The sequence below is a fragment of the Marinithermofilum abyssi genome, from assembly GCF_014641195.1.
Classification (GTDB): Bacteria; Bacillota; Bacilli; order Thermoactinomycetales; family DSM-45169; genus Marinithermofilum; species Marinithermofilum abyssi.
Map to the genome: position 1 here is coordinate 337877 of NZ_BMHQ01000003.1, position 14619 is coordinate 352495.

Annotated in this window: 16 protein-coding genes; 7 read left to right on the top strand and 9 right to left on the bottom strand. The window is 45.9% G+C overall.

The genetic code is table 11. The features are described 5' to 3' along the window. Positions 1-15: 15 nt before the first annotated feature. The 8 genes from IEW70_RS06200 to IEW70_RS06235 form a co-directional block, all read right to left on the bottom strand. Positions 16-1335 (bottom strand): MFS transporter, encoded by a 1320-nt coding sequence (locus tag IEW70_RS06200; protein WP_188647040.1) that lies wholly within the window; start codon positions 1333-1335, stop codon positions 16-18. A 34-nt stretch (positions 1336-1369) separates the two neighbouring features. Continuing rightward, positions 1370-1555 (bottom strand): hypothetical protein, encoded by a 186-nt coding sequence (locus IEW70_RS18455; RefSeq protein WP_188647083.1) that lies wholly within the window; start codon positions 1553-1555, stop codon positions 1370-1372. A gap of 522 nt (positions 1556-2077) precedes the next feature. Continuing rightward, positions 2078-3577, bottom strand: a complete 1500-nt coding sequence (locus IEW70_RS06210) for an aldehyde dehydrogenase family protein (protein WP_188647041.1) — start codon at positions 3575-3577, stop codon at positions 2078-2080. A gap of 135 nt (positions 3578-3712) precedes the next feature. Beyond that, positions 3713-3892, bottom strand: a complete 180-nt coding sequence (locus IEW70_RS06215; protein ID WP_188647042.1) for a PaaD-like zinc ribbon domain-containing protein — start codon at positions 3890-3892, stop codon at positions 3713-3715. Continuing rightward, positions 3882-4520 (bottom strand): Phenylacetic acid catabolic protein, encoded by a 639-nt coding sequence (locus IEW70_RS06220; RefSeq protein ID WP_229751846.1) that lies wholly within the window; start codon positions 4518-4520, stop codon positions 3882-3884. Before IEW70_RS06220 ends, IEW70_RS06215 begins: the two co-directional genes overlap by 11 nt. Next, positions 4520-4732, bottom strand: a complete 213-nt coding sequence (locus IEW70_RS18460) for an adenylyl-sulfate kinase (RefSeq protein ID WP_188647044.1) — start codon at positions 4730-4732, stop codon at positions 4520-4522. Before IEW70_RS18460 ends, IEW70_RS06220 begins: the two co-directional genes overlap by 1 nt. Continuing rightward, positions 4732-5055, bottom strand: coding sequence for a metal-sulfur cluster assembly factor (locus IEW70_RS06230; protein WP_188647045.1), 324 nt, complete (start codon positions 5053-5055; stop codon positions 4732-4734). The genes IEW70_RS18460 and IEW70_RS06230 overlap by 1 nt, the downstream gene beginning before the upstream one ends. A 1-nt stretch (position 5056) precedes the next feature. Continuing rightward, positions 5057-5998, bottom strand: coding sequence for a Phenylacetic acid catabolic protein (locus IEW70_RS06235; RefSeq protein ID WP_188647046.1), 942 nt, complete (start codon positions 5996-5998; stop codon positions 5057-5059). 311 nt (positions 5999-6309) lie between these two features. Here IEW70_RS06235 and IEW70_RS06240 point away from each other — a divergent pair, with 311 nt between their 5' ends. The 7 genes from IEW70_RS06240 to IEW70_RS06270 all read left to right on the top strand — a co-directional run bounded on the left by IEW70_RS06240 (position 6310) and on the right by IEW70_RS06270 (position 12992). Further along, positions 6310-7110: an enoyl-CoA hydratase/isomerase family protein gene (locus tag IEW70_RS06240; RefSeq protein ID WP_188647047.1), complete on the top strand. Its 801-nt coding sequence runs from the start codon at positions 6310-6312 to the stop codon at positions 7108-7110. Positions 7111-7227: 117 nt separating this feature from the next. Continuing rightward, entirely contained in the window at positions 7228-8808 is a 1581-nt protein-coding gene (locus tag IEW70_RS06245) for a benzoate-CoA ligase family protein (RefSeq protein WP_188647048.1), read from the top strand. A 23-nt stretch (positions 8809-8831) separates the two neighbouring features. Beyond that, positions 8832-9752 carry a CoA transferase subunit A gene (locus IEW70_RS06250; protein WP_188647049.1) on the top strand — a complete coding sequence of 307 codons (921 nt, stop codon included), beginning with the start codon at positions 8832-8834 and terminating at the stop codon, positions 9750-9752. Positions 9753-9770: 18 nt separating this feature from the next. Next, positions 9771-10556 carry a CoA-transferase subunit beta gene (locus IEW70_RS06255; RefSeq protein WP_229751847.1) on the top strand — a complete coding sequence of 262 codons (786 nt, stop codon included), beginning with the start codon at positions 9771-9773 and terminating at the stop codon, positions 10554-10556. Then, positions 10553-11002, top strand: a complete 450-nt coding sequence (locus tag IEW70_RS06260) for an acyl-CoA thioesterase (RefSeq protein ID WP_188647050.1) — start codon at positions 10553-10555, stop codon at positions 11000-11002. Before IEW70_RS06255 ends, IEW70_RS06260 begins: the two co-directional genes overlap by 4 nt. Positions 11003-11083: 81 nt before the next feature. Then, the gene (gene paaX, locus IEW70_RS06265) at positions 11084-11977 is read left to right on the top strand and encodes a phenylacetic acid degradation operon negative regulatory protein PaaX (protein WP_188647051.1); all 894 of its coding nucleotides are present in this window, start codon (positions 11084-11086) and stop codon (positions 11975-11977) included. 556 nt (positions 11978-12533) lie between these two features. Further along, the gene (locus IEW70_RS06270; protein WP_188647052.1) at positions 12534-12992 is read left to right on the top strand and encodes an SRPBCC family protein; all 459 of its coding nucleotides are present in this window, start codon (positions 12534-12536) and stop codon (positions 12990-12992) included. Positions 12993-14409: 1417 nt separating this feature from the next. Here the strand turns inward: IEW70_RS06270 and IEW70_RS06275 are convergent. Beyond that, on the bottom strand, positions 14410-14619 hold a 210-nt coding region (locus IEW70_RS06275; protein ID WP_373285918.1), incomplete at its 5' end, for a spore photoproduct lyase family protein.

Here is a 14619-nt window from a genome sequence, read left to right on the forward strand (position 1 = left end):
CCTCCCGATATAAAATCAGATTCCTATTTCCCTTTGTGTGAATTGTTTGAATCTACCAGGTTTAACAAACAACATGGCCAGCATCCCGATCCCAGCTGCAACGGAAGCCGCAACGAACATGGCTGTATATCCGCTGCTCGCTACGAGGACTCCCGTTAAAGTCGGAGCAACAATTGTTGCGATATTGGTGATAAAGTGAGTGACTCCACCAAATGTTCCCGCCTTTGATGGTTCTGTATCAATGATAACCGTCCAATAAACGGAATTGGGCAAAAAGTTAAAGGCATTTCCAATCGCCATGAGAGCAAGGACTGCTCCCACACTGTTCACAGTCGGGATTAACATAAAGCAAAGAGCTGTCAGCATCAAAGAGCCTACAGCCAAACCGGATCGTGCGATTCGAAGACTTCCTGTTTTACGGCGAAGGGCATCTGAAATCTTACCGCCCAGCAGACCGGTAAAGCAAGCACCGATCCAAGGGATCATCCCCAGATACCAAAGAGATGCCAACTCAAAATGAAACGTATCTTGCAAATATTTAGGAGTCCAGGTTAGAATCAAAAAGTTGACGTATTGAAAAGAAAAATATCCGATTGCATTCAGGACCAGCGTAGTATTTTTAAAAAAGTAATACCAGGGAACGTGAACCTGTTCAGCCTCCACCAAGGTGGTTTCGGTTTTCAACAAGCCCTGGGTGGTTCGAATCTCCGCTATTTCTTCTTTCGAGACCTTTGGGTGGTCTTCAGGACGATTCGTAAACATCTTTGCCCAAACCACAACCCAGATCAAACCAAGGAACCCTAGGATGATAAACATCATCCTCCAATCCACAAACGATAACAATAGAACAGCGATTGGCGCGGTTAACATTGCTCCTAGGGGCGTTCCCAAAAGCCCAACAGAAGTGACGAATCCTCTTTCTTTTGGCGCTGCCCAGTTTGCATTCGTGCGATTGATGGTAGAGAACAACGGGCCTTCAGCAAATCCAAATAGAACACGAAACAATGCAAATCCCGCTAAAGCAGATCCACCAAAAAGAGCTAACCCGATATTGCCAGCAAAAGCCGTTCCCATTTCAAAAAGAGACCAAGCCGTTCCCGCCAACAACCAAACAAATTTAGGTCCTTTTTTATCGGCAAGGGCACCCCCAAACAGGGCTCCGAACATATAACCGTACCCAAAATACCCTAATATTTCTCCCCAAGTCTTAGGGTTCAAACCAAATTCTTTGATAATGGAAGCTTGAGCATAAGAAATCGCGCCTCGGTCAACATAGTTGATGATCGTCATCAACACAATCATCGTCATAATGACATAACGGTATTTTCCACTCATCGACACATCTCCTCACTTCTAATTTTGAATTTGCTTACATAAATGCAGTTTTCTTTTTGTAAACAGAAAACTTAGTAGCAAACCGTAACGCGATTGGGGCGAGGATCGCAGCAGCAGCAGGACCTAACGTCCCAACACTGGTGAGCATGGTGCACAGACCAAACATGACCCATGGTATGAGGCCGAGGTTGACCGGCAAGACCGAGCCAATGTCGAACATGATCAGAAGCACGATGTTTGTGACCAATTCTATGCTCAGTGATCCTCCTCCTAAGCTTTGAAAGTGTGCTCAAGGTCTGGAGGCATCTCCCCGAATAATGAAGTCTACCCCGATTCATTCCACCATTTTGATCAGCTCCTTTCATTTATTTGGGTCGATTGTCGATAAAAAATTTACGAGTATTCGGTATTTTTTAAAAATTATATTTCAAAAAAATGTAACATATCTCTCTTTCATCGTCAACTAAAAAACCTGGGGAATACATTCCCTCCCCGACATTTCCCTCGTTTTGTTACGACCTCACCTTTCGTCGATCTTGTTGCGTTATAAATCCTTATACAAAAACCGCCCTCGCCTGCTATACCAGGGTTTGGAGCGGTTTTTCTTGTTTTTCACAAAAATCCTTCCATGTTACGTTTCAGACGGCTTTCAACAAAATGAACCATGGAAAGAAGGAGATAGCCCCCCTACCCCCTTTTTCCATGGTTCATTCTTTATATAACTGATTATTGTCCGGTTTGATCAAATTCCGAAGGGATTTATCGATTTAGAACCGACATAAGAGACCACACTCTTAGTTTCTGTATATAAGTCGAGGGATTCGATGGCCAGTTCGCGACCAAACCCAGACTGTTTATACCCTCCAAAAGGAAGACCCGGGAATGTCGAGATCGGGTTGTTCACCATTATGATTCCAGCTTTCAACTGTTCGGTGATGCGGTGTGCCCGGCTATGGTTCTGTGTCCAGACCGCTGCAGCCAGTCCATAGATGGAATCGTTGGCCTGGTGGACGACCTCTTTTTCGTCGCTAAATTTTATAATCACTACAACTGGACCAAAGATCTCTTCCCGGGCTACTCGCATATCATTGGTTGCATCCACAATCACCGTTGGCTGATACCAATAGCCGTTTTCAAATTCTGCACCCTTCGGGCGCTGACCTCCAAGGGCCACCTGGGCCCCCTCCTCTTTTGCCAGCTCGACGTATGAGTGAATCGTATCTAGCTGACCAGCCGAAATGATCGCTCCCACATGGGTTTCCGGACTCAGGGGGTCACCCAACTTCAGCTGTTTTGTTTTTTCTATGAACTTTTCCACGAACTCTTCGTAGATGGATTCGTGAACAAATAGGCGGGAGCGGGCTTCACAAGATTGACCAGTGTTGTAGTAGATCCCGAATACCGAGCCGACTACTGCGCTTTCCAAATCGGCATCTTCAAACACAATATTAGGGGATTTTCCGCCAAGTTCCAGGGTGACGCGCTTTAGAGTTTCGGAAGCCTTGGCCATGATATCCTTCCCGGTCGTCGTCTCCCCGGTGAAAGCCACTTTATCCACTCCGGGGTGTTCCACCAGGTAAGAACCGATATCGGCTCCGCTTCCAGTGATCACATTGACCACACCGGCGGGGACACCCGCTTCAAGGCAGATATCCGCCAAGGTTAATGCGGTGATGGGAGTTAGGGAGGCCGGTTTCAAAATGATAGTGCATCCCGCTGCCAGGGCCGGCGCCAGCTTCCATGCCGCCATCATGAGGGGATAATTCCATGGCACGATCTGAGCGCATACACCAACCGGTTCTTTTTTTGTGTAGTGGAAAAAACCTTTCGGTACTGGCTTGGTGCTCCCAGACAAGGTGTAGACTGCACCGGCGTACATCTCAAAATCCTCGATTGCCTGCATCACTTGGCCCTTCGCCGCAGACAGAGCTTTCCCACTGTTGACCACTTCCAGCTTAACAAGATCATCGAATCGTTCTCGCATGATCGACGCGATCCGATTCAGGACCTGACCCCGGCGGACCGCCGGCCAGCGAGCCCATTTCCCCTCATCCAGGGCCTTCTGTGCTGCTTCAACCGCTTTGTCGACATCTTGCCGCGTCGCCTTGGCCACTTGGGTCAGGATTTCTCCCGTGGCAGGATTATAGGTATTGAAGGTTTCGCCAGATAAGCTATCCACATGTTCCCCGTTAATCAACAGCTTGTATTCGTCTTTGAGCAGTGCCACTTTTTCTTTTAACATCGAAGACCCTCCTTTTATGACTGCCACGGGTTGACAAACCGCCAACCCAGTGTGGTATCCATCAGCTCCTGGTTCCCCTGGGGCAAATCTGAATCTTTTACCCACTCACCGTCCATCAATGAGATTTATCACTTATTAAGAGTAACCGGTTCCTTCCCGGTCCCGTTTTTTCCACTTCACTGCTTCAAACACACTGCGACAGGATTGGCAGTAGTATTGGCGAACCAGTTGGGCTGTCCCGAACGGGGAATACAGAGAAACATCTATAGAACGACAGAAGGGACATTCTGGTTTGCTTGAACGGTCATCCGACATGGGATGCAGCTCCTTGTTCCCCCAAGCAGAGGTTGACCTCCTTGTTGAATTTCTCCTCTAACCCCGTATCTTTTAAATAATTCACTTCCACCAGTTCATGGGTGCAATCGATCTCTCGAAGCCAATCCGTCACTTCACCTCTCACCTGGGACAAAGCCTGCAAGAATTTACCCGGAATTGCTCCTTCATCCTGCAACAACTGCTGTACCCATTCCCGGGAATAGACCATATGCTCTTTTTGCTCTTCTACCAATTTACGGATCGAAGCCGCCGCTTCATCGGGCCGAGCCTTCAGAACCGAATTCAGCAGAAGATCGTGGGCGATATTTACCGTATAAAGACTTGCAATCAATTCCAACCAGTTATCGATTTTTACTAGGCTGTTTAACGCTTTTCCCGTTTGACTACGTACGTCCCGAATGGGTTTTCCCTGCAGTTTCGATGTCCAGTTATACAAAGTTCTCGCATGCCCCAATTCCCCTTGCGCCATTGCAATAGCTGAGAGTGCCGCTTCCAGGGTGGGACCGCTGAATCCGACTTCTACAAGACGATCTCCTAAAACGAACTTATTATCGGCTATCGACTCAGCTAATTCCAGGAACAATGGAAACCCCAGCTGATGTCCCACTACACCCCAACCTCCTCTTTTTCGTAGAGCCCTTTCGGCAGTCGTTCCCAGCATATATGCTGTCTAGCGACCACACACAGTTCCACCCAATTTTCTTCGTCATACACATGCTTTGCATAAAACCGGGCCAAATTATCTGTTGGGGCCGTGACGGAACCAATACACATGAGACGTTCCCCCCGGTCGATCCGCGCGAAGACATCGTATTCCATTACACGCTTACCCCCGCTTTCGCTAATTTTTCGCGTCCCTCTTTCGTCAACCGATCACTGGTCCAGGGAGGATCCCAAACTACTTGGATCTCCACTTCTTTCACATCCGGTTCTTTCAACAATCGATCCCGGATATCTTGTTCGATCCATTGCATACAAGCACAAGCCGTTGACGTGAAGGTCATTCTAACTTTGACAGTTCCACCCTCTACCTGTACATCGTAGATCAAACCCATATCCACGATGCTAAGCGGAAACTCAGGATCGCTCACCTCTTTCAGTGCCTGCCATAAATGCTGTTCCTGCAAGTAGTCAGAACCCATCTCAAACCACCTCTTCTCGCAAGGCTTTCATGTAGTGATATCCCTGTTGGATGCGTTTCACAAATTCTCTGTTTTTCGGACCGCGCTGTTTAAACCGGGCGATCATGTTATCCCAGGTATCCGGCTGATCAAAGAGCCATTTTTTGTTTTTTACATCAAACTTGCAGGGAAACGGAAAGTCTAGTACATATTTGTTTTTCTCTTTGTCATAGTGAGCTGGCACTTTCAGTCCGATTGATTCGCAAAAAGGAACGGCTGTTGAAAGCCACTTCTGACGTAATTCATCATTCGACTTTCCCTTGAGACGATAGTCAAGCTGGGCGGAGCGAGATTTTAGTTCGTCAGCTACACCAAAAAATTCTAGTGCCATCGGAAACATCCACTCTACCGCATGCTTCAATTGCTCTCTCGTCTCTTCTTTCTCCATTGCTTTTCTCATAATGATCTCGCCGTTTCGAAGGTGGAACAACTCTTCTTTATCCACTTTCACTAAGGCCCTTTTCCAAGGGCCATATGAGGTGTATTCAAATGCATCGCCTAGAAGGGTATAACCCGCACGGTCAAAGAATGCATTGAACACGCCCAATTCCACCCAGTTGGAGAGAGGAAAATCAAAGGCATAGGGATTTTTCCACTTGTTTTCTTTCCGTTGGTAAACCAGCTCCTCTGTGTCAACTCCTAAATCGGCGAGCAAGCGATAAGCGATATGGGCGTGACCGATCTCGTCCTGCAAAATGGCTAGGGCCGTGATTTTGCTGTTTAGAGTGGGGGCTTCTTTATAGACAGTCAGCAATGTCGGGACACTCATTAGTTCTGTATCCCCGACAATTACCAAAGTCTGTTTCAAAGCTTTTAGATATTCCTCATTCATGTCTCCGAGCGTTTCCACAACGAACCCTTTTTGCACCTTTTCAATCAATACATTCTTTTCTGATAATGACATGGTTGAACCTCCCTCTTTATTATGTTTTATTTTCGTTGGTGTTTATAAGGGAATATATATAACCTCGTCTTTTCTGTCAAGTTAAAACGATTTAGTATCGGGTGATCTTTTAAAAAGCGAATTCATCTGGGTCCTAAGTACTCCTTCCCTTCTCCTAAAATAAAGGAATCGTACGAAACCGAGAGAATAGCGGCGATAATCGCATAATCATCACACTAAATATAATATTCTGACCATTGATGAACATAACCCATATATGTATATTACGTATTAAGTACGTTAGTTTAAAAAACATTAAGGAGGAACGTTTTATGACTTCCCCAACAACGGCTAGTACCAAGTATGTAACGGTGCAAAAAGAGAACGGGATAGCGGAAATCCATTTCAGCATCAACAAATCGAATACGTATGATCTCGATTTTTACAGAGAACTGAATGACGCGATTGATGACATTCGTTTTGACCACGAGATCAAAGTGGTGATTTTGGTCAGTGATACGCCCAAGTTCTTTTCCGCAGGAGCTAATGTCGACTTCCTGAAATCTACCGACCCTCACACCAAAACCCAGTTCTGCTTATTCTGCAACGAAACCTTGGACAAAATCGCCCGTTCTCCCCAAATTTATATCGCCTGCCTGGAAGGACACACCGTCGGGGGAGGACTCGAACTGGCAATGGGTTGCGATCTTCGATTTATGGGAGACGAAGCAGGCAAAATCGGTCTTCCCGAAGTGACTCTCGGGGTCCTTGCAGGAACCGGTGGCACTCAGCGTTTGTCTCGGTTGGTAGGTTATTCGAAAGCCCTGGACATGAACATCATGGGTCAACTTCTCACCCCTAAAGAAGCGTTGGATGCCGGACTAATCAACCGAGTATTCCCCCAAAGCCAGGTACGGGAAAAGACACGGCAGTACGCGGAAAAAATCGTGAACAGTGCGACGTACGCCGTCTCTAACATAAAACTTTCAATTATGAACGGGAAAGAAATGCCTCTGAATGTGGCTATCCGCTACGAAGGCGAACTGCAAAACCTGCTATTCCGCTCCGAGGATGCGAAAGAAGGTCTGAGCGCATTCCAGGAAAAACGGAAACCGCAATGGAAGGGTGTCTGACTGAAAAGAGGACAAATAAAACCGGCTGTAAGGAATATGAATTACAGCCGGTTTTACTAAATTTTATATTGTAAGCGCTATCACAGGTTCCACGCCACCAAAACAGGGGGTGTTCAAATGGATGTAAGAGGAATCGGGAGACCTTACAATGCTGCTACCCGATTCATCGATGATAACGTTGATCGTGGACTTGGCCAGAAAGTGGCCATCTACTACCATAAACGTCAAATTAATTACCAAGATCTTAAGGAAATGGTCAACAGAGCCGGCAACGGTTTAAGAGATTTAGGCGTGGAAATGGAAAACCGGGTACTCATCCTCTGCCATGATTCTCCCGAGTTCATAGCTTCTTTTTTCGGCGCGATTAAAATTGGAGCCGTTCCCGTTCCTGTCAACACTATGATGCATCCCAAGGACTATGAATATTACTTAAACAACAGTCGAGCCAAAGTTATAATTGCCCATTCAGACCTTTGGTCGAAGATTCGCCACTTGCGAAAGCAGTTTGTCTACTTGCATCACGTCATCGTCATTGACGGCCTAACAGAGGAAGGGGAGGTGAACTATGAAGAGTGGTCCAACCAATCCTCAACCGAGTTGAGTCCGGCCCACACCTCTTCGGATGACGTCGCTTTTTGGTTGTTCAGCTCCGGAAGCACCGGTAATCCCAAAGGGATCATACATTTGCAACATGACATGGAGTATGCTTACGAGCACTACGCAAAAAACATTCTGGAGATAACACAGGACGACCTCACATTTTCCGCTTCGCCACTATTTTTTGCCTATGGTTTGGGAAACGGTGCCTACTTCCCTCTAGGATGTGGGGGGGCCACCATTTTAATGCCGGGGCGTTCTATCCCGGAAAATGTGTTTCAAACAATCGAAAAATACAGACCGACGATTTTTTTTGGCGTCCCCACGCTTTATCAGTCCATGCTGAATTTGGATGAAAAAACCGATCAACCCTACGATCTTTCTTCCGTGCGAATCTGTGTCTCCGCTGGGGAACCCCTTCCCCCGTCCACAATGAAGGGATGGAAACAGCGATATAATCTCGATATTCTCGATGGTATCGGTTCTTCAGAAGCGACCCACATTTTCATCTCAAACCGGATGGGAGATATCAAGGAAGGCAGCACTGGAAAAGTTGTACCTGGTTATGAAGTCAAAATCGCAGACGACGGGGGCCGACCGTTACCTCCTAACGAGGTCGGGGAACTGTTCGTCAAAGGTGACAGTTTAGCCCACTGCTACTGGAACCTGCATGAGGAAAACAAAAGACGGTTTATCGGAGAGTGGTTTAAAACCGGGGACAAGTATTACCAGGATGAATCCGGTTATTTTTGGTATTGCGGCCGCTCCGACGATATGATTAAAGCAGGCGGCATCTGGGTCTCCCCCATCGAAATCGAAAATGTAATCCTTCAGCACGATGCGATCTCGGAAGTAGCCGTCATCGGGATACCCAATACAGAAGGGTTAGAAAAACCCAAAGCGTTTATTGTTCTCAAATCGGGCCATGAACCGTCCGAAGAATTAAAAAAAGAGTTGCAACAGTTTGTGAAAAAGAACCTGGCAAGCTACAAATACCCGAGATCCATCGAATTTATCGATGAACTTCCCAAAACAGCGACGGGCAAGATCCAGCGTTTCAAATTAAGATCCGGTTCCATGCCGGTAGCACCAAATATCTGATTAGTTCCACAAGGTGGTGCAACATGAAGAAATCTAAACTGATGACGTTGAACAAAGCAATTTTTCAATATGTGAATGATGGAGATTCCATTGTGATGGGAAGCGGTCTGGAGTCGATGATTCCATTTGCTGCCGCTTACGAGTTGGTTCGCCAACAGAAGAAAAATCTGAACTTAATCGCACCCATTTCCGATATTCTTTTTGATATCCTGATCGGGGCGGGTCTGGTTCTCAAAATAACCGCTGCATGGTCTGGTAACGTCAGTGCTGGTCTCGGTCACAATTATCGAAGGTCACTGGAAAAAGGCATCCCCCATCGGGTGCAGGTGGAGGACCACAGTAATTTTACCTTAGGTTTGGCTTTGTTGGCCGGTTCCATGGGGATTCCTTTCTTGCCAACCAAAACCTTGCTAGGAACCGACTTATTAAGAAGTAACCCCCGCTTCAAAGTTGAGAAATCGCCCTTTGGGGATGAACGATTCGTCTATGTTCCCTCGCTTAACCCCGACGTAGCAATCCTAGGAGTCCAGCGTGCCGATGAAGATGGGGGCTGTCACTTTTGGGGTAATTTGGGCCTGTCGCAGGATGCGGCGCTGGCGAGTAAAAAAGTGATCCTGTTAGCCGAGGAGATCGTTTCAAAAGAGACCATTAGCAGCGATCCCAACCGAGTGCTCCTTCCTAGCTTTAAAGTAACCGCCGTGGTCCATTGTCCAGCATTTTCCCATCCTTCCCCCATGCAAGGTTATTACAAACGGGACCACGACTTCTTCCATGAATATCACCAAGTAACCAAACAGGAGGCCGGTTTTCAAGACTGGTTACATAAATGGGTACTCACCCCATCCAGCCACGAAGATTATATCCGGCTCTTAGGCGAACGAGTGGAACAGCTAAGAGTGAAACAGAGGATCACAGCCCCGGAAATCAATTACGCTTTTCAATAAGGAAGGGGGAAGTCACCCTTGGAATATACAACGGAAGAATTAATGGTTGTCGCTGCAGCGCGGGAGATTCAAAACCATGAAGTAGTCTTTGTCGGTATGCGCCTTCCCATGTTAGCTTTTGGAGTAGCTAAAAAACTCCATGCTCCCAATGCCGTCGGTTTTTTTGAATGTGGCATTGTACGGGATGAACCCTCGGAGGAATTGTTATATACCATGGGGGATCCTCCTAACATCGCAGGAGCCTCCTGGTGCACCTCTACCAACCACCTTATGTTTCTTATGCAACAGGGCTTGATCGATATCGGGTTCATCGGCGGGGCGCAAATCGATAAGTACGGAAATGTGAATACCTCCTACCTTGGGGATATAAACCAACCCACCGTGAAATTGCCGGGAAGCGGAGGGGCGGCGGATATCGCCTGCTTATCTAAACGGTTATTAGTAATTATGTCCCATGAAAAAAGAAGACTGGTGGATAAAGTAGACTATATTACTTCGCCCGGATTTGGATCCGGTCAGAACTGGAGGAAACATTCGGGACTCCCGCGAGGCGGTACGTCATCTCTAATTACCAACCTGGCGATCCTAAAGCCCGATGACGAGACCAAGGAATTACACATCCAATCTATTCACCCAGGAGTTTCTGAAGATAAAGTGAAGGATCACACCGGTTGGGATATTCAAATCTCTCCTAATGTCTCTTCTACCCCACCGCCAACAAAAGAAGAATTAGACGTCCTACGTTCGATTGATCCGCGGGGATTTTGGACAAAACGAAAACAAACGGGGGTGAAGTTACAGTGAGGAAGAACGAGTTTCAGGTCCGTATCAACTGGGGAGACACCGATAAGGCAGGAATTGTCTGGTACCCGAATTATTTTAAGTGGTTTGATATGGCTGGCCACCAGTTCTTTAGGAGCATCGGTCTCTCTCCCTTGAAGCTTGAGGAAGAAAAAAACATCATCCTTCCCCTTTTGGATGCAGGATGTACTTTTGAAAAACCCCTTTATTATGATAATATCATTACCATTCGAACAACCATTGATGAAATCAACCGAAAAACTATTCGGTTAAAACACGAAGTTTTTCGAGGTGATACACGGTCAGGATATGGTTACGAAATCCGCGGTTGGGTAAAAAAAGTTGATGGTAAGATATCTGCTGTTTTAATCCCCGAGGAAGTGAAAGATATACTTAAAAAAGACCAAACAGAGGAGAATAAGCAGACAAACCCTTGGCTAACCGTATAAGTGTGGCTAAGACTCGACCTTTAAAATAAACTCTATTAAAGGCTAAATTCTTCTAGGATATATGAATAAGGAGTTATCACAATGAAACCCAGATCACTGATGTTTACACTATACGGCGAATACATCCAATATTATGGAGGTGAAATATGGATCGGTAGCCTAATCCGCTTAATGAACGAATTTGGCATCTCTGAACAATCGGTTAGAGGAGCTACTCTTCGTATGGTTAACCAAGGTTTACTACAGGTTCGAAGAGTGGGCAATCGGAGCTTTTATTCTCTAACTGAACTAGGAAAACGGAACATCGCAGATGGTGTAAAGCGCGTTTACACGATAAGTAATCATAAATGGGATCAATTATGGAGAGTGCTAACTTATTCAATTCCGGAAGAAAAACGTGAATTGAGAAACCAGTTTAGAAAAGAGTTAACGTGGTTAGGTTTTGGTTTAATTCTAAACAGTATCTGGGTCAGCCCAAATCCACTCGAAGAAAAAGTTATGGAATTAATTAAAACATATAAACTCGAACCGTACGTTCTCTTTTTCCAAACCAACTCGATTCTCACATTCGATAACAACGAAATTGTTTCCCGAGGATGGGATATACCTGAAATAGCAAAGAAATATGACCAATTCATCGATTATTACAAACCCGAATACGAGAAATTAAAAGAGCAAGTCTGGAAAGGTACCATTAGTGACAGAGAATGTTTTAAAATCCGAACGGCATTGGTCCATGAATATAGAAAATTCTTGTTCATCGATCCTGTATTACCTAATGATTTAAGACCTGAAAATTGGAGTGGTTCGCACGCCAGCCAATTATTTTGGACTATTCATCAACTCGTTTCAGTAGGTGCTGTTCATTATTTCGAACAAATTTTTGAACACTCTCCGGATAAGGACAGAATAGCTGATCGAGAAAAAGCGATTAACCCTTTCGTCGATGCTAACGTTAACTTTCATAATGGGTAAAAAGGACATTAAGAAAATAGTATTTCTTCTCTAAGTCTTTGAATTCTTTCACAGCGTCTGTTGCGAAAATAGCAATGTCCCTTCAATATTTGTGCAAGAGGAAGGTAGAAACTGTCCTCAACTGTGGGCTGGCTTATGGACAAATACTCTCCTAATGATTACAAGTAGCTGAAGAACACTCCTCATCCTAAGAGGAGTTTTTTACGAGTTAATTTTCTTAACAAATACAGTAACCTGTCTGGGTAAGTCAGGGTGAGATAGGGAACGAGGTCATCCGATCCTTCCTGCGTCACGGAACAAAACACTGAAGAGCCGGATGAACTGAAAGGTTCACGTTGGCCCCAGCCGTTTAAAGAGCTAGATGCCTGGTTAGAGTCCTACCTCCGCATCTGGGAAGAAAGATTCAATCGATTGAACGATTATCTACACGAACTTCAAGGAAAGGAAGTGAAACATGACCACAAGAAATAGCCCTGCCGCGCGGAGTACTGCGGTACTATCAAACTTTATTAGTTTAGTTTCAATTAATTAAATATTTTAATTAGGAGGAATATAAATGGCCGAAAACAACTCAAGGAACGCAGGCGAATACGAGTTGGTAACCACGCGCATCTTCGATGCGCCACGCGATCTCGTTTTTAAGGCTTGGACATCACCTGTGCACTTAGCGCAGTGGTGGGGGCCGAAGGGCTTTACAAATACTTTCCAGGAGTTTGACTTGAGGCCGGGTGGCACTTGGCAGTTCATCATGCATGGTCCCGATGGCGTCGATTATAAAAACAAGAGCGTCTTTGTCGAGATCGTGAAACCTGAGCGGATCGTTTTCCAGCATGTTTCGGGCCCAAAATTTCAGGTGACGGCAACCTTCGAGGAACTTGATGACAAGACCAGGCTCACCTTTCGTATGCTCTTCGAGAGTGCTGCTGAATTCGACAAGGTTAAGACGTATGCCGTTGAGGGGAACGAACAGACCTTTGACTGCCTTGAGGCGCATTTGAAGACGATGTCCGCATAGCGCGAGCTGGAAACATGAAGCCCGGACCCTTTACTTTTCAAGGTATTGGTAGTACCAGCGAATCTGTGGTAATTTAGATTCCATAAAAAGTAAAACCCTAGGAGGTTACATACTGTTGCGATCCCCTAGGGTCTAAAATTTGCTCTGTATATCGTATACAGTCTATTGGTTGCTGGCACTGTGGCACAATAGATGCTGAAGCATTGTCATTATGGTTACCATCACCCCTACTATCATGATCCGTATGGTTATGGCCGTTACGAGAGCTCGAGCCGTTACGAAAGCTCTTCGATGAGAACTTACGAAACGCCTGATGTGAACATAGCCAACAGACAGGAAAAACCGTCCCCTAGGGTTGAGTAACAAAACAAATACCCATTGAATACATTAATGTCGGCTTCTACCCCAAAGGAGGACTAAAATGTCAAGCAAAACGTCAGACTGCGGGTGTGGACGTAAGTGTGGCCGTAAGTGTGGATGTAAGAAACCTCCTGCCGGAGTCTATCCTCCGTATCCACGCATCCCTGTAACATATCCACCATATTACGGAACTTATCCACAATATCCCGGAATAATGCCTCTACATCGTTACATGTGGCAGTAAATGCCCTTCCTTAGGCTATTGGGGCATAAGAATAAAATAACCGCAGCTCCGCTTATTTGCTGTGTCGCCGTACGGTCACCACGCCCAAGCGTCGGTTTACTTACACCTCCTTGTATGACTTACCCTGTTTCCCAGCCCGTGTAAATAGCACGGGCTGTTTTGGAACAAGGAACCAAAACCATGCAGGTGCATATTGTGGGTGTATACCGCGAAATTTATATCCCTTTCGCATTTCCCTATACGTAAAATTCCCTGTGGCTTACATGGGTAATTTTGCGTCTTCATACCCTTTTCCAGAGTGAATACAATATACAGTCTGTTTCGCTTGTGAAGCGCATTTAACGTTACATAACACAGATCCTGTTACCTCATTCCTCATAAAAAACACCGCAACCCTGCTTTGCTTAGATTGCGGCGATTGAACTTCCGATGGGGTTAAGAAACCTAACTAACGAGCAGTTTGCTTGTGATGCACTATAACGTTACTTTCCACCGGGCAAACCGACCGTAACCCTAGCGGTTTGCCCGGTGGAAGGTACGACTGCGTACACCTGCTGTCAGCCGCGTCGATTTCCCGTTGCTCCCATTGTTCAGACTTTTGTACAGACCGTTATTTATGTGAAATGCATAATCCATCCTGACAAAAACCGCCCTCTCCCCTCTCCTATCAAGGGTTGAAGGCGTTTATTTACGCTACTCCTGATTTTTTCTCCAGCGGTTGGATGACCAACATCTATGTAACACGGGGTTCTTTTGACCGAAATCCTCCCTCTCATCCCTTTTCAGAGCTTTATCACTGTGCACCGGTCTCCGTTAAGTGAAGTATTCCAGTTTTGCCGTGGGAAAATGTTCCTCCAGGTACCTCCCCAGCTCCCTCTTGATGTCCTCCTGCTCATCGTCGGTGTACACGTATTTTCCAATCCCGTAACGCCCCCACTTCCACTTGCGTCGGGACTCATCCAGTTCCAGCTTCGTCATGGGATAGTTTTTCTGGATGACCCGTTTGGCTGGTTTCGTGAAGCG

Bases quoted from the DNA above. Each gene is read 5' to 3' on its own strand.
- IEW70_RS06200 (WP_188647040.1), bottom strand. From the start codon at position 1,335: ATGAGTGGAAAATACCGTTATGTCATTATGACGATGATTGTGTTGATG.
- IEW70_RS18455 (WP_188647083.1), bottom strand. From the start codon at position 1,555: ATGTTCGACATTGGCTCGGTCTTGCCGGTCAACCTCGGCCTCATACCA.
- IEW70_RS06210 (WP_188647041.1), bottom strand. From the start codon at position 3,577: ATGTTAAAAGAAAAAGTGGCACTGCTCAAAGACGAATACAAGCTGTTG.
- IEW70_RS06215 (WP_188647042.1), bottom strand. From the start codon at position 3,892: ATGTCGGATGACCGTTCAAGCAAACCAGAATGTCCCTTCTGTCGTTCT.
- IEW70_RS18460 (WP_188647044.1), bottom strand. From the start codon at position 4,732: ATGGAATACGATGTCTTCGCGCGGATCGACCGGGGGGAACGTCTCATG.
- IEW70_RS06230 (WP_188647045.1), bottom strand. From the start codon at position 5,055: ATGGGTTCTGACTACTTGCAGGAACAGCATTTATGGCAGGCACTGAAA.
- IEW70_RS06235 (WP_188647046.1), bottom strand. From the start codon at position 5,998: ATGTCATTATCAGAAAAGAATGTATTGATTGAAAAGGTGCAAAAAGGG.
- IEW70_RS06240 (WP_188647047.1), top strand. From the start codon at position 6,310: ATGACTTCCCCAACAACGGCTAGTACCAAGTATGTAACGGTGCAAAAA.
- IEW70_RS06245 (WP_188647048.1), top strand. From the start codon at position 7,228: ATGGATGTAAGAGGAATCGGGAGACCTTACAATGCTGCTACCCGATTC.
- IEW70_RS06250 (WP_188647049.1), top strand. From the start codon at position 8,832: ATGAAGAAATCTAAACTGATGACGTTGAACAAAGCAATTTTTCAATAT.
- paaX (WP_188647051.1), top strand. From the start codon at position 11,084: ATGAAACCCAGATCACTGATGTTTACACTATACGGCGAATACATCCAA.
- IEW70_RS06270 (WP_188647052.1), top strand. From the start codon at position 12,534: ATGGCCGAAAACAACTCAAGGAACGCAGGCGAATACGAGTTGGTAACC.